The organism is Acinetobacter kyonggiensis (genome assembly GCF_900107285.1).
GTDB classification, from domain to species: domain Bacteria; phylum Pseudomonadota; class Gammaproteobacteria; order Pseudomonadales; family Moraxellaceae; genus Acinetobacter; species Acinetobacter kyonggiensis.
Window position 1 is genome coordinate 145,590 of record NZ_FNPK01000005.1, and the last position, 20,923, is coordinate 166,512.

Sequence of the window (20,923 nt, forward strand, 5' to 3'; positions counted from 1 at the left end):
ATAACGCGAAATTTAATCATAATTTCACAATGATTGCAGAGTTTTTCGCAACTGAAATAAAAATAGACAGCAGATGCTGTCTATTGGTTAGAAAAATTGGGAAGTATTATGGATTACGCCCCATCACACCACGAATGGTATTCATGATATCGGCAGGCAATACCACCGTTTTAGCATTGTTGGATTTGGCCATTTCTTGCATGGCTTTCACATATTGTTCACCGAGCAAGTAAGCAACGGGAACTTCTTTATCACCGACCGCTGAAGTGATCATTTCAATAGCACGTTGCGATGACTCAGCCAAGACCACTTGCGCTTCTGCATCACGACGTGAAGCCTCTAAACGACCATCGGCTTCTAAAATTGCCGCTTGTTTTTCACCATCTGCTTTGGTTACCGTGGCACGGCGCTGACGTTCAGCAGCAGCTTGCGCTTCCATCGCCGATTGCATGGTGCTTGATGGCTGAATATCTTGAATTTCAACGGTTTTGAGTGTAATGCCCCAATCTGAAATGTCATCAGAAATAGCCGCTTTTAATTTTGCTTTAATATGATCACGGGATGACAAAGCATCATCTAAATCCATTTCACCGACAATAGAACGCAGTGAAGTTTGTACTAGGTTTTGAATGGCCCAAGTATAATTTTCAATGCCGTAAACTGCTTTTTCTGGTGTGGTAATATTGATATATGCCATGGCATTCATCAGTAAAACGGCGTTATCACGGGTGATCACTTCTTGAGAGGGAATATCCATCACGATGTCTTTGGTGGTGACTTTATAAGCCACTTCATCCACATAAGGAATGACAAAATTGAGACCCGGCGTCAGGGTAGTATGGTATTTACCTAGACGTTGTACAATCCATTTATAACCTTGGGGAACAATGCGCACACCTTTAAAAATGGTGACACCTGCAAAAACCAAGATGGCTAAAACAATAATAGATCCACCAGACATGTTATTTCCTCACTTTATATATTTTCATTGTGTGAATTGTGGGGTTTAACCACGAGATCATTGCCGAGAATATCGACCACGCGTACACGATCACCCACCTGAACGGGTGCTAAAGCACGGCAGTTCCATTCATCAGAGCCTAAAACAGGCATAGGGAAACGTACCGTAATTAAATCGTGTTCCATATGGGTTTGAATGACCATGCCGACTTGACCGATGGTCGCTTCACGCGATAAACCGGCTTTGGTTTTATCGGTTGAAAGGGGCTTAATAAATTTAAACCAAAGTAAAGTGCAAAGGATGGATAAGATAATCCAAGTGACGAGTTGGGTGGTGAAGCCCATCATCGGGAACATCCAGAATAAAACACCCACCATGATGGCTGCAATGCCAAACCATAGTGCAGCAAAAGCGGGCAGTACCAATTCAGAGAGCATCAGTACAACACCCAATACAAACCAATGCCAAGGTTCGAAAGCAAATTCCATACATCTACTCGTGTATTGTAAAAATTGATATAGATAACTTAAGTGTCTATATCAATTTAGCAGATGAATAAGTCTTTGAATATTAAAAAAGGATCTTTTTTATATTTTAGCTTTTGGTGCAGGTTTGAATGCGGCTGGAGATTTTTTGAAGTCAGTAATTGCCTTTTCAATGGCACGAATTTTCAGTTGTGCTGCTTTTTCACCTTCAAGGATGGACTGATTGCTGGCTTTTAAGTCCAAAGTGCCTAAATGTCCCACTTTCGGTTGAATGACAATATTGGCCTGACTCAGCTCTTCATTAATGCTTTGTTGACCCATAATGTTAATGGTTTGATCCAGTAAGCCCCACATATTCAGTGGCTTATCCCCAACAGGACGTGCAGAAATATCGACTGCAATGACAATATCAGCGCCCATTGCTTTCGCTGTTTTGACTGGAATTGGGCTGACCAAACCGCCATCCACATATTTGGTTCCACCAATCGTGGCAGGGACGAATACATTCGGGATACTGCATGATGCACGAACGGCTTGACCAGCATTGCCTTTAATAAACTCAGCTTTACGCCCATTGTCTAAACGGGTCGCTACCGCTGCAAAGCGAATGGGGAATTGTTCAATTGGTTTGTTGGCAATGTGCTTGTTGACATAGTTTTGCAACTTTTGACCTTGTACAATGCCTTGGCTGTTTAAGGTTAAATCACGAATATCGGCTTCTTTTAAGTTCAGGGCAATTTGTTGTAACTGGAACGGTGTTTTACCACTGGCATAAATACTGCCGACAAAACTACCCGCACTAGTACCTGTGACAATTTTAGGTTTAATGCCATGTGATTCTAAAACTTTCAGTACCCCAATATGGGCAAAACCCTTGGCACCACCGCCACCCAGCGCAATAGCAATCACAGGTTCACGTGCTTTTAAGGTGGTCGTTTGTGGTTGGGTTTTTACAGCTTTATCGCAGCCCATCAGGCTGAGTCCAAGTAGACCAATTAAAGCATAGGACACAAATTTCATAGTTGGGATTGGATATCAAATAGACAAAAAGTTGCGCGTATGAGATCAGATAATGATCATTTTAACTAGCTATTTTTTTATACGATTTTGTAACGGTCTGGCTAACCAATTCGGGTTTTTTGGGGAAAATTTACCAATATACAGATTTAAGATCTGTTCTAAATCGGATTCATAATCACCAGTGGGTTGAAACACACCTAAGCAATGAATGGTCTTGTGCGCATAATCAAAAGAAAACATCACAATGGGAATATGCGCACCGACAGCAATACGATAAAAGCCACTTTTAATGGTCTCCGCCCGTTTACGTGTTCCTTCAGGTGCCATGCCAACCCAAATTTGCGCTTGAGTATTGATGAAGTCAATAATTTGCTGGGTTAAGCCTTGCTGTGCATTGCGTTGTACAGGAATAACACCAATCCAGTTGAGTAATGGCTTCAAAGGTGTTTTAAATAAAGTATGCTTGCCAAAAATGGTAATTTTAATGCCCAGTCCGAGCAATGCGGTAAACCCATACCACGCATCAATATTTGAGGTATGCGGAGAAATAATGGCGACTGCTTTAGGCAGATTTGGAAATTCACCTTTAAAATGCCAGCCTTGGGCAAGAAATAGGTTTTTAAAAATATTTCGGCTTAAGCAGTTACCGCGAGCAGGAACCTGATCGGGTAAGGTTGGAAAATATTTGTCCATAGTCTTTTTCTTCTTCTTGACAAAACTGTATCGCATTTTAAATATGTTAAGCTTTTGTAAAATAAGATTCATTGTCAAAATGTAAAGCATACTTCTGCTGGCTTGATAACAATCATCATCTCGGTTTGATCATAAGGCCAGACTATGCCAACTACACGTCACATTTATTTGTTGTTGTTCTCTTTATATTGGGCACAAGGCTTACCTGTCGGTTTTATGACGCATGCTTTACCTGTCATTTTACGTGCGCAAGGCGTGTCATTGGCACATATTGGCGGCTTTGGACTGTTGATGTTGCCGTGGTCAATTAAAATTTTTTGGGCACCCTTGGTCGATCATTTTGGCTATTCAGCCTTTGGACATTATCGGAGCTGGATTATTCCGGCTCAGCTTTTGAGTGTGATCGTGCTCATCGGTTTATCTTTTTTACCCATACAGGCTTTAAATCAACCCGCGTATTTGTTGGCTTTTTTTATGGCTTTGCTCAGTATGAATGTAGTGGGTGCAACACAAGATATTGCCACCGATGGCTTAGCGGTGAATCTGCTTAAAAATGAACAGCAACATTGGGGCAATACCTTTCAAGTGGTGGGTTCACGCTTAGGTTTTATTGTCGGTGGTGGTGCTATTTTATGGGCGTTGGATGGGTTGGATTGGCAAAATACTTTTTTAGTTTTGGCAGGACTGGTGCTGTTAAATACTTTGCCCATTCTATGTTTTAAAGAACCGACGCGCTTCAAAACTTCTCAGCTCGTGACCGATCAAGTGCTATTTAGCTGGAGCAAAGTTAAAGATTATGTGTCTTATTTTCATCAAACCCGTCATCTTTTTTTATGGCTGATGGTACTAATGACCTTTAAAATAGCCGATGGTTTGTCTGGCCCTTTACTGAAACCGTTAATGATTGATCTGGGGCTGACATTTTCACAAATTGGCATTTATGTGACCATGCTGGGTGCGTTGGCGGCATTAATTGGGGCAGGTATTGCAGGTATTAGCCTGAAATATATGTCTCGTGCAAATGCGCTCTTGAGTTTTTCTGTACTAAAAATTTTGAGTTTGGCTGGCTACACATGGTTAGCTTTTCAGTATGAAGCAAAACGTCAAATCGAGACGTGGATCATTTATTTGATTAATGCCTTCGAAGATATGATTTCAGCCATGTTATTGGTCATCATGCTGACTTTAGTGATGCAATATAGCCGTAAACATTTGGCTGGCACAGATTTTACTTTTCAGGTGGCACTGCTGGCAACGGTGAGTGGGGGACTGTATAGCCTGAGTGGTATATTCGGTGATCTATGGGGTTATGCCGATTATTTAGCCTTTATAACCTTGTTGGCGCTGATGTGTTTGTTCCCTATCCTTAAGTGGAAAAAGAGTATTTCATAATCTAACGGGTTGAATTTTAGCGATGTTATATCGCTGCTCATCTAATTTTTGAAAGATTGAAAAAATGGTGAAAATATTTTGTTTTTCAATTATTTAAAAGTAATTCATTCAAATAATAGACTTTTTCATAAGTCGTTTTTTGATCAACACAAATCGTTTGAAAGCTAAAATTTAAAAACAAATTCTAGGAAGTATTGGATTCCTGAGTGTGGCATGGATGCCACACGTTTCCCATCCTTGCGCTGCATTTTAAAGCAGTGCTTAAAACTGGCTCAGGATGTCGTGTATGGGAAACAAAAGGTTTTTCTTGCGTACTCAAAATATATTTTGAGATCCTCATTTTGGCCTTTCAAAAGTAGAGATATGCCTACGCAAAGGCATAAAAATTGAAGTACTCAAAATGAGGCAGTGCAAATTTCAAATAATCGAATATTAATTTTTTTTGATTTATGCAAGTTATCTAATAAATAGGGTAAAAGTTTTTTAATTCAATTTAATATGTATTAAAAATCTAATGATTAAATAAGATAAGTTAATAAAATTTAAATCATTTTTTAAAATATTTCTAAACAGTAACATCTGTTACAGAATAGTTTAGGGGTATTGATACATGAAAACCAAAATTGCAGCAGCAATCGCTTTAACGTTATTGGCCGGATCTACATTTGCAGCACCTATCTTGTATGGTGAAATTGATGCAAGTTTAGATTATTTACCTGAAGATAATGCGACCAAGTCCGACCGTGATGTTTGGGAATTAAGCTCAAATAGTTCTTTTATCGGAATTAAAGGGGAAGAAAAGCTCACTGAACGCTTAAATGCAGTTTATGCGATTGAGTGGGCATTTAATGCCGATGGTGAAGGGGCTGACTGGGCTAAACGTAACCGTTTTGTCGGTTTAAAAGATCGTCAATTGGGGACTTTAAAAGTTGGTGCACATGACACGCCATTAAAACAATTTTCAAGCGTGGTTGATACCTTCAATAACTATGTGGCAAATAAAGCAGATGTCAGTGGTATTTTCACTGGTGAAAACCGTGTCGCAAATGCTGTGGTTTATGAGTCGCCTGCAATTGCCTTGCCTACAGGTGCAATTAAAGTCAATGCATTATTGGCGACGGGTGAAGCCAGTGCAATTAAATCGGACAATGGTGTGGTGAAGACAGCAGGTCGCGGTTTAGGTGATGCTTGGTCGGCTTCCGTGGCGTATGAAAGTCCTGCCGTAATTGCAGGTATTGCTTATGATAAAGCAATTCCAAGTAACTTCCTTGGACGTGGTTTTGTCAATGCTTCAGAGCCAGAAGTCACAGGTGGTTCATTATTTGCTGCTGCGAATACCATTCGTGCCATTGGTCGGGTGAATTTACAGGGTGGTTTGGCACTTAAAGCCCTGTATCAAACGTCAGAAGTAGAACAAGCCGAAGGCAATGCAGTGGGGGCAGAATTTATTGATGATGCTCAAGGTTGGCTCGTGGGTGCAGAATATAATCTTCCAACGGCTAAAGCGTGGACAGTAAAAGCCCAATATAGTCAAAATAGCACCAGTTTTAAAAATGCGACCGCGGATTTGGATGCCGAACAAATTTTTGCAGGCGTAGATTATGCATTTAATAAACAAGTGAAAGCTTATGGTTATGCAGGTTATTTAGCCCTTGAACGTGCTGATGCTGAAACCAAGCAGCCTGTGGTAGGAACAGGTTTAGAATTTAAATTTTAATCAGTATTTAATTTATGTTACTGATTTTAAGTGAATAAAAATGTGGTGTTTACATCACTTTTTTTATTTAAGTCATTTTTAAGTTTCACGTTTTAGATTAAAGTATCAGTAAAAAAGATTAGCGATAAAATGATGCTCAATATGTTTGCCCAAATAAGAAATAAAATTAAGCCAATTTCCTTAAGCTATTTTAATTTATTGCTCGCAATTTGGTTGGGGGTAGCGCTGAATTTGGCCTTTTTTCAAAAAATTCAGAGTTTGACACCCTATCAAGGTCCGAAAGCCTATTTATTTTTAGGGGCGACGGTACTGGTCATTGTGGCGCTGTATCATTTTATTTTCCAGCTTTTGAATTGGAAATGGACAGCGAAACCCATTACGATTGCGCTGCTATTTATTGGCGGTTTTGCTTCTTATGCAGTGACTTCTTTGGGCGTACTCATTACCCCAGATCAAATTCAAAATTTGATGCAAACGGATGCCTCTGAAGCACGTGATACGTGGTCATGGCATTTGGTGCTGTGGACTTTAGGGATGATTGTCTTGCCGATAATTGTGGCTTTAATGGTCAAAATTAAGCCAGAGCCTATCGTTCGTCAACTCTGGAAAAAAGCGCTGGCTTCTGTACTGTCTTTGGTCATGATTGGTGGGCTATTATTTATTTTTTATGTTGATTTTGCAGCAATTTTTCGTGAACATCGTGATTTAAAGAGCATGATTTCACCACAAAACATGATTTCATCTTTTGCTTCATATTATAAAAAGAAAACACCGAAGGAAAATTTACCTTTAGTGACTTATGGTGAAGATGCACATTTACTCGAGCAAGTTGGCACGCAGCAGAAACCGAAATTGATGGTTTTGGTGGTGGGTGAAACGGCGCGTGCAGAAAGTTTTTCTTTAAATGGTTATGCTAAAAATACCAATCCTGAATTATCTAAATTGGATATTATCAATTTCAACAATGTCAGTTCATGTGGTACAGCAACAGCTGTTTCAGTACCGTGTATGTTTTCAGGCATGTCACGTGCAAATTATGATGAACAGCTTGCCAGTCACCGCGAAGGGCTACTCGATATTGCACAACGTGCAGGTTATAAAGTTACTTGGATTGATAACAATTCAGGTTGTAAAGGGGCTTGTGATCGTGTTGAACAGTATCAAATTCCACAGCAAATTAAAGACCAATGGTGTAGCAAAGATGGTGAATGTCATGATGAAATTTTGGTCGATAGTTTAAAAGCTTACCTTGCCAGTATTCCTAAAACCGACAAGACACCGCGCCTGATTGTATTGCACCAAATGGGCAGTCATGGCCCCGCCTATTACCAACGTTCAACGGCTGCTTTTCAGCCCTTTAAACCGAGTTGTGATAGCAATGCCATTCAGGGCTGTAGCAGTACAGAACTGCTCAATAGTTATGATAATTCAATTGTTTATACCGACCATGTTTTAAGTTTACTGATTCAGCAACTCAAAGCCAATAGCATGTTTCAAACGGGTTTTTGGTATTTATCTGATCATGGTGAATCGACGGGTGAAAGTGGTATGTATTTACATGGTGCGCCTTATGCGATTGCACCCACACAGCAGACCCATATTCCAATGCTGATGTGGTTTTCAACGGAATGGAGCAAACAAAATTCCGCGCAAATGACTTGCTTAGCCCAACAAAAAAGCAAAGAATTGAGTCAAGATAATTTGTTTCCAAGTTTGCTCAGCTTATTGGATGTAAAAACACAAGTCATTGATGAAAAAAATAATATGTTGCAGCAATGTCAATTGAAAACAAAGGCGTGAGTTTAAAAGCATGAATAAAATATTAATGATTGAAGATGATTTTATGATTGCTGAATCAAGCATGACGTTATTGAAATATCAGCAATATGATGTGGAATGGGTGAATAATGGCATTGATGGTTTAAAAAGGTTAAGCCAAGAGAAGTTTAATATTGTTTTGCTTGACCTAGGCTTACCCATGATGGATGGTATGCAAGTGTTAAAACAAATTCGACAACAATGGCCTGCTTTACCTGTGCTGATTATTTCTGCCCGTGACCAATTGCAAAACCGTGTCGATGGTTTGAATCAGGGAGCTGATGATTATCTGATTAAACCGTATGAGTTTGATGAGTTATTGGCACGTATTCATGCTTTGTTACGCCGTAGTGGGGCAGAATTGGCGCTACACGACAGCCCACAAGTTTTACGTTATGCCGATTTGGTCTTGGATGTCGAACAGCATATTGCCAAATATAAGGGGCAATATATTGATCTGTCTAATCGTGAATGGGCGATTCTGATTCCTTTGGTCAGCCATCCGAATAAGATATTTTCCAAAGCGAATTTAGAAGATAAATTATATGACCTTGATAGTGAAATTAGCAGCAATACCATTGAGGTGTATGTTCATCATTTACGCGCTAAACTCGGTAAAGATTTTATTCGAACCATTCGTGGATTAGGCTATCGACTTGGACAACTATAAGGTCAGCAACTGGTGCAATTGCAGTATTCATTAAAAAAACGTCTGATCATTTATATTTCTATTTTTAGTATCGCCTTAGGGTGTTTACTGGTCTTTTTTGCGTATCGGATTTCGCTCGAAGAAATTAATGAAATTTTAGATGCACAGATGCAAAATTTAGCCGAACGCATTGCCATGCATGATCCTGAACCAATTAAAAGTCACTTTGATCAAGCCAAGCATTATCATGAAGAAGATTTATTTGTCGATGTTTGGTCTTATGCCAACCAAGAGCATAAAAATCATGCCTTAAATTTATTGGTACATCCTGTAGAAAAAGCAGGATTTTATACCCATCAAACGGCACAAGGCACTTGGCGGACTTATGTTTTACCTTTAAAGCATTATCAGATTCAAGTCAGTCAGCAACAATCGACACGACAGCATTTGGCCTTAGAACTTGCAGGCAGTATGTTTATTCCTTATTTGCTGTTTATGCCTTTTGTGATTTGGGGCTTAAGCTGGATTATTAGTCGCAGTTTACAGCCTTTAGATGATTTTAAAGAGGAAGTCGCACATCGAGATTCAGATGAATTAAGTGCAATCCAATTTAATCATTATCCTATTGAAATTGTGCCAACCATTATTGAAATGAATTATTTGTTTGAGCGTATTTCGCAGTCACAACAAGAACAGCGCCAATTTATTGCCGATGCAGCACATGAACTGCGTACACCCATCACCGCCTTAAATTTACAAATGCAAATTTTACTAAAACAACTTCCTGACAATTCAGATTTACAGAATTTAAGTAAAGGATTAATCCGTATTCAGCATTTGATCAGTCAGTTACTCAATTTGGCAAAACAAGATGCTTCAATTTTAGAGATCGAGACGAAACAGCAGTTTTTACTCAATCATGTTGCGGCAAATTGTGTCGAGCAATTGATTCACTTGGCGATGCAAAAAGAAATTGATTTAGGTATGGAGCGCCAAGACCATATTGTGCTGCACAGTCAAGAATCAGCGGTACATTCGATTATCTTTAATTTGATTGATAACGCGATTAAATATACCCCCAATCAAGGGATGATTAACGTATCTGTATTTGAACAAGCAGGTTCTGCCATAATTCAAATTGAAGATAGTGGGCCGGGCATTGCACCTGAATTACATGAGAAAATTCTGAAACGTTTTTATCGGGTTCATCATCATTTAGAAATCGGTAGTGGTTTGGGTTTGTCGATTGTCGATAAAGCCACCGAACGATTGGGTGGCAGCATTTCTTTTACTCAAAGTGCGAGTTTGGGCGGCTTACAGGTCAATGTACAATTACCACTATAGCGTCATTGCTTCACAAGATGAATGCTTAGGATTGCTCTTGGACAATGTTAAATTTTTGATTATAAAAGAGATAAAAGATGACATTTATTAACCAAATAATCCATGCTGTCCACAAATTATGACTGAGAAAATGTGCGCCTCGCATCATCTGTGCCCAACCCATAGCAAAACCAAGAATCAAGCCCGAGAATAGAAAAAAATAAGCACGCTTTTTATTTGATCGGCGAAAGACAAAATATCCAGCCATGAGCGCAAAGCCTGTTGAGGCATGTCCACCTGGGAAACAGTGACCCGTGGTGGTAGAAAAGTCCCAAAAGAAACCTTGAGGTGTAGGAATAGTGGTATTCCACGGGCAGGCATGGGCGGATTGGGATTTTAATAGTCCAATCATTGAGGTCGAAAGAATGACCATACAAAAGAAATAGCCATAAGTCCAACGTAGCGATTTTTTGCTTTCAAATTTGAAAGAAGCCAACCATAGAGCCAAAAAACTGGCATAGAGCAAAATCAACAGATCTTTAACATAGCGATGATTTAGCTCGGCCAAATACCAGTTATCTCGCAATAAGAACTGTCCTGATTTATTGACCCATGGGGCAATCAAGGCAAGATCGAGTGAACCACCGATAGGAAAGCATACCCAAAGTATGCAGAAGCTCATGACCAAAAAGCAGCCTTGATAAAGAGTGAAGCGTTGCTTGTCGTGCATAGAAAAGATCAATGGATTTTATTTGTGTTATTACAACAACAAAAACTTAATTGAGACTTAAGTGCTGACTGGATGGCTTGGCTAAAGCATGAGGCAAGTACTGTTACATTCGATTTAGGTTGTATCGAATTGTCATAAGCATATTTAGGAAACAGCATAATCAAAGATATTTTCGGTGCTACATTAGCCCATAAAATTTGCGTAGATTTTTAAAATGACAATTCGTGCAGTCTTGTTTGATCTTGATAATACTTTAACCCATCGCGATCAAAGTATTGCCGCTTATAGTCAGCATTTGGCGGATCACTATCAACACCAATTACAGCAGGGTGATAGCAATCAAATTCAGTCGATTATTCGCCGTATTGATCATGGTGGCTACCCTAAAAAAGAATACTTAACTCACCCGAGTATTGCTGCTTCTGTGGCGTATGCGTTACAGCAAGAATTGAGATGGCACAGTTTGCCCAATTTGGATGAATTATCACAATTTTGGTTTCAGCAATTTGGCCTTTCAGCAGTAGCGATGCCGGGTGCAAAAAAATTATTAACCGAATTAAAGCAACATGGTTACAAACTGGCCGTGATTTCGAATGGAGGGCATGCAACACGGTTAAGCATTTTACAAGGTTTGGGTTTTGGTCATTATTTTGATGCAATTGTCAGTTCGGGCTTGCTCGGTATGAGCAAACCGAATCCTGAGATTTTTCTGCATACCAGCCGTCAATTGGGTGTGTCTGCACAACATTGTCTTTATGTTGGTGATCATCCGATAAATGATATACAAGGTGCAACCGCTGCTGGAATGACTGCGATCTGGTTGGAAGGTTTTCATGATGCTGGTGAACATCGCCCGATAAACAGGATTCAAAATTTAGCTGAGATTAAGCAGTTTTTATAGGCTTTATTTTTTGGTCTTTATGCGCTTATTTTGATGCTTGTGGCACTAAATTTTGCATTGACAGAGGCAAAAAAAAGCGACTCTTTCGAGTCGCGCTGAAAATCAAAATAGGATTTAAAACATCGCATCTTCTGAATTGGCTGAAATTTTATGGATGGATAAGTCCGCACCACGAAATTCATCTTCTTGTGATAAACGAATACCCATGGTGACTTTAAGTGTACCATAAACCAGAAAGCCGCCAGCAAGTGCAATCCCGATTGCAAGCAGAGTACCAATTATTTGAGAAATCATGGAAACACCACCAAGTCCACCGAGCCATTTTTGACCAAAAAGTCCAACAGCTAAGCCGCCCAGTGTACCGCAGATACCATGTAGTGGCCAAACACCAAGTACATCGTCAACTTTAAGTTTATTTTGAGTGTAGGTAAAGAGTTTCACAAAGATCATGCCTGCAACTGCTCCAATTATAAGCGCTCCAACAGGATGCACCACATCAGAACCTGCACAAATTGCCACTAAACCCGCCAATGGACCATTGTGTAAAAAGCCTGGGTCATTTTTACCCATAAAGTTTGCCGCAATAGTGCCACCGACCATCGCCATTAATGAATTGATCGCGACTAAACCTGAAATTGCATCGAGACGCTGTGCGCTCATCACGTTAAAACCGAACCAACCGACAATTAAAATCCATGAGCCCAGTGCTAAAAAAGGAATAGAAGACGGTGGGTGTGCACTGACACGACCATCTTTTTTATAGCGACCATGACGGGCACCGAGTAAAATCACAGCGACTAAGGCAATCCATCCCCCCATCGCATGAACTACGATGGAACCGGCAAAATCATGGAAACTGGCACCAAAAGTGGTTTCTAACCATTTTTGTAGCCCAAAATTTCCATTCCATACCATCCCTTCAAAGAAAGGGTAAATCAATGCCACGAGCAATAAAGTTGCAATTGCTTGGGAGCGCATTTTGGCACGCTCAGCAATACCCCCTGAAATAATGGCCGGAATAGCAGCGGCAAAAGTCAGCAGAAAGAAACAGCGCATCAGGTTATAGCCATGATCTGCGGCTAAGGTTGCGCCCATATGGAAAAAATGTTGTCCATAGGCAATATAATAACCCACAAAAAAGTAAGCGATGGCAGACAGGGCAAAATCCGTCAAAATTTTACTGAGCGCATTGACTTGGTTTTTATGGCGCACAGTGCCAAGTTCCAAGAATGCAAAACCTGCATGCATGGCTAAAACTAAAATTGCACCAAGAAGGAGAAAGAGTAAATCTGTATTTTGCATTTTATAGCCCCATTCTAGTGCGTTAATTCACAAAAAGAAGTTTAGTATAACGATGTGATGGTTTTCGTGAAGATGTTCGAGAAAGGGAAATTTTGATTAAGCTGTGCTAAAAAATAACAAGACTCGATATAAAGCAAGGTTGTGCACCATATTGGTGTTTATGCATTTTTTTGGAGCATTTTTAATAGAAGAGTGTTTTTATAAGATGTTGAATATTAATAATAAAATTTTAAAACTTGGTTTGACTCAATCTGAAGTTTTTTTAAATCTGAATGCTGTCAGTTGAAAAAAATTATTCAAAAGATAAAAATAATTAAAAAATAAGATTTAAAAATGCATTTTGATGAAGCTGTTTTAGTAGTTTTGATCATCCATTATGGTGCATTTAAAAAATTATTTTGATTTCTCAATGTAACCAAAAAGGAGGGAAGCGAAAAAACCCAGTGGTGAAATAATCAATTTTATAAAAGCATGCTGTAATGAATCATTAAAAAATGGAATACCGAGACAACAACGATGTGTCTTTTAAGGTGAATGGCGCATCATTATCCATTTTATAGAATTCAGTAATACACTGTTAGCTTGCCAATCATAGAAGCACAACAAAAAAGCAGACCCTTCGATCTGCTTTTTTGAATACCTTTCGCTTTAATGCAAAATTTTATTTAGGAATTGCTGAGCACGTTCGCCACGTTGGCTATTAAAGAATTCATTCTTGGTACAATCTTCGACAATTTTCCCTTGATCCATAAAGATCACCCGATTGGCAACCTGACGCGCAAAGCCCATTTCATGTGTTACACACATCATGGTCATACCTTCTTTGGCCAGACCCACCATCACATCGAGTACTTCGTTAATCATTTCAGGATCAAGTGCAGAAGTCGGTTCATCAAACAGCATGGCAATTGGGTCCATACTTAAAGCACGAGCAATGGCAACACGCTGCTGTTGTCCGCCTGAAAGTTGGGCAGGGAATTTATCGGCTTGAGCACTGAGTCCAACACGGTCTAAATAGGCTAAGCCTTTTTTCTTGGCTTCTGCTTCAGAACGTCCCAAGACTTTAATTTGGGCAATGGTTAAATTTTCAGTAATGGTTAAATGTGGAAACAGTTCAAAATGCTGAAACACCATACCCACACGGCTGCGTAATTGGTTTAAATTGGTTTTGGGGTCTTTGATGGAAATGCCATCCACCACAATATTGCCTTGCTGAAAGGCTTCTAGCCCATTCACTGTTTTAATTAGGGTCGATTTTCCTGAACCAGAAGGACCACAGACCACCACAACTTCACCTTGATGGATTTGCGTATTACACTCTGTGAGTACCTGAAATTTGTCATACCATTTACTCACGTTCTGAATGTCGATCATCACTTTGTTATCATTCATACGCGTAACCTTCTTTGTAATTTCTTAACGGCATAGGTTGCCAAAATACTAATGGTGAAATACACCAATCCTGCAAATAAAATGTATTGCGTCAGTAGCGACATGAGGTCACCACGGACATAGTTGGTTCTGAAAAAGTCTAATAAACCGATGGCATACACCATGGTTGAATCTTGGAATAAAATAATGGTTTGTTGTAGCAGTAAGGGCGTCATTTTACGAAAAGCTTGAGGCAAGATGATTAAGCGCATGGATTGCCCATAACTCATGCCTAAAGCTGAAGCCGCAGCAGATTGTCCACGTGGAATAGACTGAATACCAGCACGGACAATTTCAGAAAAGTACGCTGCTTCAAACAGCATAAATGCCACAGTACTTGAGACCAATGCCGTATCTATGGTGAGGTAGGTTCCTGTGATTGCAGTATATAAAAAAGGGACTGCAAAATAGAACCACATCAAGACCAAGAGTAAAGGAATGGAACGAAACAGGTTTACATAGCTTTGCGCGATAAAGTTCAGCACTTTACTGGAAGATAAACGCATTAAAGCCAGTAGCGTCCCAATGAAAATACCACCAATGGTCGCAATGACCACAACTTTTAAGGTAATGCTGAAGCCATGCCATAGCGCAGGTGCAGAGTTTTGAAAATCATTGAAAAATGCAGTTAGCCATTCCATTATTTAGCTCCTGCAATTAAACCAGGGACATGCAAACGTTTTTCTAGCAAAGTCATTAAGGTAATTAAACAGACATTAATCACAATGAAAATGAGGGTGACGTAAGTATAAATTTCGATGGTATTTTGGGTGTATTCACTGATGGTTTTCATCTGTGAAATAATTTCAGCTACACCGACCAGTGATGCAACCGAGGTGTTTTTGACACAGTTGGTTAACTCTGAACTTAGGGGCGGCAAGATGGTGCGAAAAGACTGGGGTAAAACAACATAGCGATAAAGCTGCGTCGTATTGAATCCCATTGCATAACCTGCATTAATCTGTCCTTGCGGTAAGGCTTCAATCCCTGTGCGTACCTGTTCACAAACTCGTGCAGCGGTAAACAACCCAAGACCGACACTGGCAGAAATTAGTGCTGTAGTGTTGGCACTTAAGTCATTAATCCACCAATCACGAATGCCGCTGGGTAAAAAGTTGGGAACCACATAAAACCAGATAAATAATTGAATCAATAAGGGAACATTACGGAAAATGGTGACATAGGTTGTACCAATAGTACGGGCAGTTTGATTGGGCAAGGTACGCATGATGCCGAGAATACTTCCGAGCACCATCGCAATGCTCCATGCCACAATAGCAATGACCAATAACCAACCGAGACCAATTAAAACCCAGCTTAAGTAGGTGCTATCACCGATCCCTGTGGATTGCCACAAAACGCCCCAATTCCAACTATAATTCATAGCAACTCCCGATAAGCATCGAGCAAAGAATCCCTTCTGCCCGATGCTGAATGTTATTTTTTAAGGATTATTGATCGCGATCATGCGGTGTGCTGATCAGTGCTTTCAATTGTTCTGACATTGGGAAGTTTAGGTTAATATTTTTTGGTGGAATCGGTTGCTGGAACCATTTTTCATACATTTTGTTGATTTCACCAGAGCTGTAGGTGGCTTTGATGGCACTATCAACCACCTGTTTAAAGCTGGTGTCACCTTTACGTAACATACAGCCATAAATTTCGTGGATAGGCGCAGTCCCGACAATGTCCCATTTGTTTGGCTCAGCGGCTTTGGATTTTTCACCTGCAAGTAAAATATCATCCATCATAAATGCTGCGGCACGACCGTTTTGCAACATCAAGAAAGATTCTGCATGGTCTTTGGCAGAAATAATTTCGCCAATACCTAACTCTTTTTCGTGCTGACGGATATAACGCTCAGATGTTGTTCCTGCTGTGGTGACCAGTTTTTTGCCTTTTAAATCTGCAAAATCTTTCACTCCAGAATCTTTTGCAGTGAGTAGACGCGAACCGACTTCAAAATAACCCACAGAGAAATCAACTTGTTGTTGGCGTTCTTTGTTGTTGGTGGTTGAACCACACTCAAGGTCAACTGTTCCGTTTGAAACCAATGGAATTCGATTTTGACTGGTGACGAGGTTATAGCGCACTTTTAAATCTGGCATATTCAGATCTTTTTTCAGTGCTTCAACCACTTTCATTTGTAAGTCATGTGCATAGCCAACAGGTTGAGTTGGATTGTCGGCAATATAAGAGAAGGGAATAGATGAGTCTCGGTAACCCAGTACAATGGTGCCCGATTTTTTGATTTTATCGAGTGTGCCAGAAGTACTGGCATCTCCAGCAGGTTTTTCGCCCGATGCTGGTGCTTTATTATCGCTACAAGCACTGAGTCCAAGCATGAGCGCGCTTGCACAAAGTAGAGAGGTCATGGTGCGTTTCTGTGTCATGTATAAAACTCCATTTTGTGTTTTTCATTATCATTTGCTGTCATTGTTACTGATGAACCGTCAATCAGCGCCTGAATCCATCAGGCTTTTTTGTCTGTGTAAAAAAACACATCGAATTCATCTTAAGCGAGATTTGAGGGGTTGCTCAAGTAAATTTTTTTGCGGATTTGTTAACGGTAACTCTTTAGGATTTAAACAGTTTTTATGAACAGCAAATTACGATAAAAGTACAGCACAATATATGCCAGCTATGTCCATTTTTAAGTTCAGCTTAGACAAAAGATAAAGGCAGTATGCCTAACTAGGGCTAATTTTCTAAAAAATACAGCAGTAGGATGAATGGTAAATCGCTGAAATAAATTTTTTATTGAATATTGAGAATTGTTTGGCTAATGCCAATTTTGTCAGATGAAATGACATTTGAATATTTATAATGACCTGTACAAAAAAACTGTAAGAGGGAATGGATTTGGGCTAATTTTTTTAGGCTGTACTTGGCATGCTTAAAGAGCTAAAAATTAAAGATGCAGCTAAAAATGTTTTACCTTCTTGAAGCCACAAATGTTGATCCAGCGTATAGAAAATACAAAAGCTCCTAGTTTGTAGTAATGCCAGTCAGTTAAGGGTTTTAGAAATAAAGCCCTTAGTTTTTAGTTGTTCATGACGGAGTCTTACCATTTTGGATCAGATATTTGGAGCTCGTTCATTCCTTGCGAAACAATGTTTCTCATACGCCAAAAGAACCAAAAACATTTGTCATCCGCAAAACTCGCCAAATCCCTTTTATTGATTAATAAATCGCAGAAACCTTATTTTTTTAATCTTGCGGTGTATACACCTCATGCCTCGAACAGTTGCGGATGACGTTTCCGCGTGTCGAATAACATAATGAATTTAAAAAATAAAATGCCAGTCAATTTCTTAACTGACTGGTATTACCTCGTCAGCAGGGCTGTTAATTAATCTTTTTTAATGTCAGATGAATTGCCAAAACGTTTTTTCATGCGGTTTACATATCGTTTAAATGGCCAAGTAAATTGCTTTACAAAGCTGTTTGGAATTTTATAACCGACGGTGCCATACACACTGGCAAGGTGATTGGGCATATACACACTTTTAAAAATGACATCGTAAAGCGGAATAAATGCTGCATAATTTTTATCAATGGCTGGCTTTTCAGAAGAATGATGCCAATGGTGAAATTCAGGTGTGGCAATGATCCAGCGCAGATAAGGAAAACGAAAACGCACATTGGAATGAATAAAAATGGCGTGAAAAGAAATAAAGATTAAATAAGCAAACACCGCTGAAGTGTGAAAGCCTAAAAGAAAAATTGGCAAAGTGGCGATAAATCGCGTCATTAGCACTTCTACAATATGTAGGCGTGAAGATGCCAGCCAATCCATATGTTCCGTAGAGTGATGAATGGCGTGAAAGCGCCATAGGAAATTGACCTCATGCATGGCGCGGTGCAGCCAATAGGTGGTGAAATCCACCACAATCAGCAACTCAATAAACTGTAGCCAAATGGGCTGCGCTTGTACCAGAGGGACAATTGGATTATTTGGAATATGGGTAATCCAATACTGAATAGGCATGACGGTTAAAAAACTGAACAGCTGAATACCGACATGGCTAAACATGAAGTATTTCATATCCGTCACCCAACCGACACGTAGAATTTTCTGTTCGGGATTTTTGGCAAAAAAGCCTTCCAGCGGAATAAAGACCAAAGCCAGAATAAACAGTGTCAGCACAAAGTAGTCGAAGCCTGCATAGAAAGGCAGACTGGGCAGCACAGGCGCTTTAATCACGCCACAGCCCAGAACAGCAGCAATTAATGCAAGGCAGAGACCATAAAAACCATAGCGGTTTTGACGGGCAATTGCACTGAATGCACCAAAGCCTGCACTGATCACAATGCCAAGCATCAGACTAAAATAAAACGCATCATAATGCTGTGTATACAGTGGTCGAAGCTCTGGTGTGGTCAGCACGCTGGGAAATAAGAAGCACAATGCGCCAAATAAGCAGAGAAAAGCTGTGGACACAGAAATAAAGGCGCTGATTTTACCGAGTCCAGCATTTAGTTCTAGGTTTTCGAATTTGGCTCTAAGCTGATCAGTCATTGTGAATATCAAAATTTATTATTGTCTATGCTGTGAATGTTAACAAAAATTGATCAAGGATGTAAAAAATCTCATAAAGGTGGTCGATGATTAAGCTGGATAGTGGTCAGCACCCTATAGCAGATGGTCTATTTAAAAAGACATCATGTTTGGCTGTAAATCAAAATGATTTTTAGATGCTAGTGCTTTTATTTGGTTGTGGTTTAAGAATAGTTGGTTTCTATTTTTTGAATGATTTTTGAGGTGAACTGGTCAATTTGCTGTGCATGTTGAATTAAATTTTGTTGATGCTCAATCCATTTTTGTTCTGAAGGCAGACGTAAATGTTGCGATAAAATTTCTTCGGAATGAAAAAGTTCAAAAGCCAGCTGATTTAATTGTTCATCGTAAATATTACTGTGCACAAAAATATGCAGTTCTTTGGCAAAGACAGGAATCAGGTTTAAATATTCGGACTCTAATGTTTTGATGGCATCTATTTCACTTTTTTGCTGGTGCTGAAATTCCTGAAGAAAAGCAAATGTGCTATTGCGAAGTTGATAGAGTGTCGGCAGTAAGGTAATAAAAAACTTTTGTTTTTGGTTTTCCAGTGTTTGCTGTTCATATAAACGCTGCTTGCGGTCAAAATGCAGGGGAACTGCAACGGCAACAAAGATTGCAATGACTGAACCAAGGGCTTGTACCCATGCAGCAAGTTCCTGATTAAAAATAAGATTGGCTTGCGTAAGTACCATATTTTCCTCATGGTTGTTTTTGTTGTACAAAGCCTAGTCTATGTTGGATGAGTACTTTAATGAAGGATAATTTTTTTATTGCTAACAAAGCTTTGCCGATGCGTTATAAAAGCATCATTAGCTTTGTGCTGATGGAATGTTATTATTGATATCGTTTTTCTTTTGCTTATTTTTCTATGTCGTTCGATTTAAAACTCAGTGTGCAGCAAGATTCGCAAAACTTATCGCCACAGCAAAAAAAGCTGAATCGTCTGATTGAGCAAATTGAACAGCAAAAAATACAACTCGAAATGTGGCAAAAAGCCCAAGCCGAAATTCAGCAACAAGCACGTAAAACCCTTGTTCCCATCTATACTGAACTGCATGACATACTGTTTCAGCAACTTGAGCAGTTATGGAACAGCTTGCAGAGTTATGAATTTTCGAAAGCGGATATTGCACAACTAGATAATAAAATTAAAAATCTAGCAAAACTGCTAAAAAACTCTCAAGTGCTGTCTGAACAACAGAAGATTAAAGTTGTTCAAATTGATGAATTTTACCAACAACATGCAGAACATAACCAGGCTAAAAAGAATAAGAAAAAGGCAACGATTGAAAGTCATGATTCGACGGAAACCTATGATCAGAATTCAGATCATGAACAAGCCGATGTAGATTTAGATGGCTACGAATATGATGAACAGCAACACGAAGTAGAACGTGAACAACACAGGTTAAATAGACAAAAACAAAAACGCGAGCAAGCACAGAAAATGGCGGAGCAATCACTTAAAACGGTTTATTTAAAAATTGCTTCGATTATTCACCCTGACCGTGAGCAAGATGAGCAAATTAAAGTAGAAAAAACGGAGATGCTGCAACACGCCAATACCGCCTATGAACAGCAGGATTTATTCTATTTGTTGAAATTACAAATACAGGTCGAGCAGAATAGAGGAGTGGCTCAAAAAGGTTTGAGTAATGAACAAGTGAAGTTTTATAAGCTGGCTTTAGATGCGCAAAAACAGCAGTTAGATGCTCAAATTGATGACATTATTGATTCGTTAAATTGGACGAAACAAACAAAATCGAAAGCTCAAAAGTCCTCAGGCACAATTCAAATTACCGATATGTATAAGAAGTTAGAAGCCGATTGTGCTGAATTAAAACAGCAAGTAAAGTGGGAAAAAGAGCGGTTGAAGTATATGGGTAAGTTAAAAGGCTTGGAGATGTTGTTGGGGAATGGGGTTTTGTGATTTTTAA

The 20,923-nt window shown here is 39.5% G+C and carries 19 protein-coding genes; 7 read left to right on the forward strand and 12 right to left on the reverse strand.

The window, feature by feature from the left end; all coding sequences use genetic code 11:
- Positions 1-106: 106 nt before the first annotated feature.
- From BLV99_RS06040 to BLV99_RS06055, 4 genes are all read right to left on the reverse strand, one after another.
- Positions 107-961, reverse strand: a complete 855-nt coding sequence (locus tag BLV99_RS06040; RefSeq protein WP_067723944.1) for an SPFH domain-containing protein — start codon at positions 959-961, stop codon at positions 107-109.
- 14 nt (positions 962-975) lie between these two features.
- Positions 976-1,449 (reverse strand): NfeD family protein, encoded by a 474-nt coding sequence (locus BLV99_RS06045; RefSeq protein WP_092688706.1) that lies wholly within the window; start codon positions 1,447-1,449, stop codon positions 976-978.
- Between the two features lie 99 nt (positions 1,450-1,548).
- Positions 1,549-2,466 carry a patatin-like phospholipase family protein gene (locus BLV99_RS06050; RefSeq protein WP_092688709.1) on the reverse strand — a complete coding sequence of 306 codons (918 nt, stop codon included), beginning with the start codon at positions 2,464-2,466 and terminating at the stop codon, positions 1,549-1,551.
- Between the two features lie 69 nt (positions 2,467-2,535).
- Positions 2,536-3,159, reverse strand: coding sequence for a lysophospholipid acyltransferase family protein (locus BLV99_RS06055; RefSeq protein WP_092688712.1), 624 nt, complete (start codon positions 3,157-3,159; stop codon positions 2,536-2,538).
- A 144-nt stretch (positions 3,160-3,303) separates the two neighbouring features.
- On the opposite strand from BLV99_RS06055, the gene BLV99_RS06060 reads away from it, so the two are divergent.
- From BLV99_RS06060 to BLV99_RS06080, 5 genes are all read left to right on the forward strand, one after another.
- Positions 3,304-4,551: an MFS transporter gene (locus tag BLV99_RS06060; RefSeq protein WP_092688715.1), complete on the forward strand. Its 1,248-nt coding sequence runs from the start codon at positions 3,304-3,306 to the stop codon at positions 4,549-4,551.
- Between the two features lie 610 nt (positions 4,552-5,161).
- Entirely contained in the window at positions 5,162-6,268 is a 1,107-nt protein-coding gene (locus BLV99_RS06065; RefSeq protein WP_092688718.1) for a porin, read from the forward strand.
- A 141-nt stretch (positions 6,269-6,409) separates the two neighbouring features.
- Positions 6,410-8,068, forward strand: coding sequence for a phosphoethanolamine transferase (locus tag BLV99_RS06070; protein ID WP_092688721.1), 1,659 nt, complete (start codon positions 6,410-6,412; stop codon positions 8,066-8,068).
- Between the two features lie 10 nt (positions 8,069-8,078).
- A complete protein-coding gene (locus tag BLV99_RS06075) occupies positions 8,079-8,756 on the forward strand; it encodes a response regulator transcription factor (protein ID WP_086183273.1) in 678 nt (225 codons plus the stop codon).
- A gap of 18 nt (positions 8,757-8,774) precedes the next feature.
- On the forward strand, positions 8,775-10,079 hold the full coding sequence (locus tag BLV99_RS06080; RefSeq protein WP_167356308.1) for a sensor histidine kinase: 1,305 nt from the start codon (positions 8,775-8,777) through the stop codon (positions 10,077-10,079).
- 25 nt (positions 10,080-10,104) lie between these two features.
- Here BLV99_RS06080 and BLV99_RS06085 read toward each other — a convergent pair whose 3' ends face one another.
- Positions 10,105-10,788 (reverse strand): phosphatase PAP2 family protein, encoded by a 684-nt coding sequence (locus BLV99_RS06085; protein ID WP_092688728.1) that lies wholly within the window; start codon positions 10,786-10,788, stop codon positions 10,105-10,107.
- A gap of 214 nt (positions 10,789-11,002) precedes the next feature.
- On the opposite strand from BLV99_RS06085, the gene BLV99_RS06090 reads away from it, so the two are divergent.
- Positions 11,003-11,689 (forward strand): HAD family hydrolase, encoded by a 687-nt coding sequence (locus BLV99_RS06090; RefSeq protein WP_092688731.1) that lies wholly within the window; start codon positions 11,003-11,005, stop codon positions 11,687-11,689.
- A gap of 114 nt (positions 11,690-11,803) precedes the next feature.
- Here BLV99_RS06090 and BLV99_RS06095 read toward each other — a convergent pair whose 3' ends face one another.
- The 7 genes from BLV99_RS06095 to BLV99_RS06125 all read right to left on the reverse strand — a co-directional run bounded on the left by BLV99_RS06095 (position 11,804) and on the right by BLV99_RS06125 (position 19,678).
- On the reverse strand, positions 11,804-12,991 hold the full coding sequence (locus BLV99_RS06095) for an ammonium transporter (RefSeq protein ID WP_092688734.1): 1,188 nt from the start codon (positions 12,989-12,991) through the stop codon (positions 11,804-11,806).
- A gap of 648 nt (positions 12,992-13,639) precedes the next feature.
- Entirely contained in the window at positions 13,640-14,365 is a 726-nt protein-coding gene (locus BLV99_RS06100) for an amino acid ABC transporter ATP-binding protein (protein WP_171065358.1), read from the reverse strand.
- A 14-nt stretch (positions 14,366-14,379) separates the two neighbouring features.
- The gene (locus BLV99_RS06105) at positions 14,380-15,063 is read right to left on the reverse strand and encodes an ABC transporter permease subunit (protein ID WP_092688737.1); all 684 of its coding nucleotides are present in this window, start codon (positions 15,061-15,063) and stop codon (positions 14,380-14,382) included.
- Positions 15,063-15,806, reverse strand: a complete 744-nt coding sequence (locus BLV99_RS06110) for an amino acid ABC transporter permease (protein ID WP_092688740.1) — start codon at positions 15,804-15,806, stop codon at positions 15,063-15,065. Before BLV99_RS06110 ends, BLV99_RS06105 begins: the two co-directional genes overlap by 1 nt.
- Before the next feature lie 67 nt (positions 15,807-15,873).
- Positions 15,874-16,815: a transporter substrate-binding domain-containing protein gene (locus BLV99_RS06115; protein ID WP_086183266.1), complete on the reverse strand. Its 942-nt coding sequence runs from the start codon at positions 16,813-16,815 to the stop codon at positions 15,874-15,876.
- 959 nt (positions 16,816-17,774) lie between these two features.
- On the reverse strand, positions 17,775-18,944 hold the full coding sequence (locus BLV99_RS06120) for a sterol desaturase family protein (RefSeq protein ID WP_092688743.1): 1,170 nt from the start codon (positions 18,942-18,944) through the stop codon (positions 17,775-17,777).
- Positions 18,945-19,147: 203 nt separating this feature from the next.
- Positions 19,148-19,678: a hypothetical protein gene (locus BLV99_RS06125; RefSeq protein WP_092688746.1), complete on the reverse strand. Its 531-nt coding sequence runs from the start codon at positions 19,676-19,678 to the stop codon at positions 19,148-19,150.
- A 176-nt stretch (positions 19,679-19,854) separates the two neighbouring features.
- Here BLV99_RS06125 and BLV99_RS06130 point away from each other — a divergent pair, with 176 nt between their 5' ends.
- On the forward strand, positions 19,855-20,916 hold the full coding sequence (locus BLV99_RS06130) for a coiled-coil domain-containing protein (RefSeq protein WP_092688749.1): 1,062 nt from the start codon (positions 19,855-19,857) through the stop codon (positions 20,914-20,916).
- Positions 20,917-20,923 lie beyond the last annotated feature (7 nt).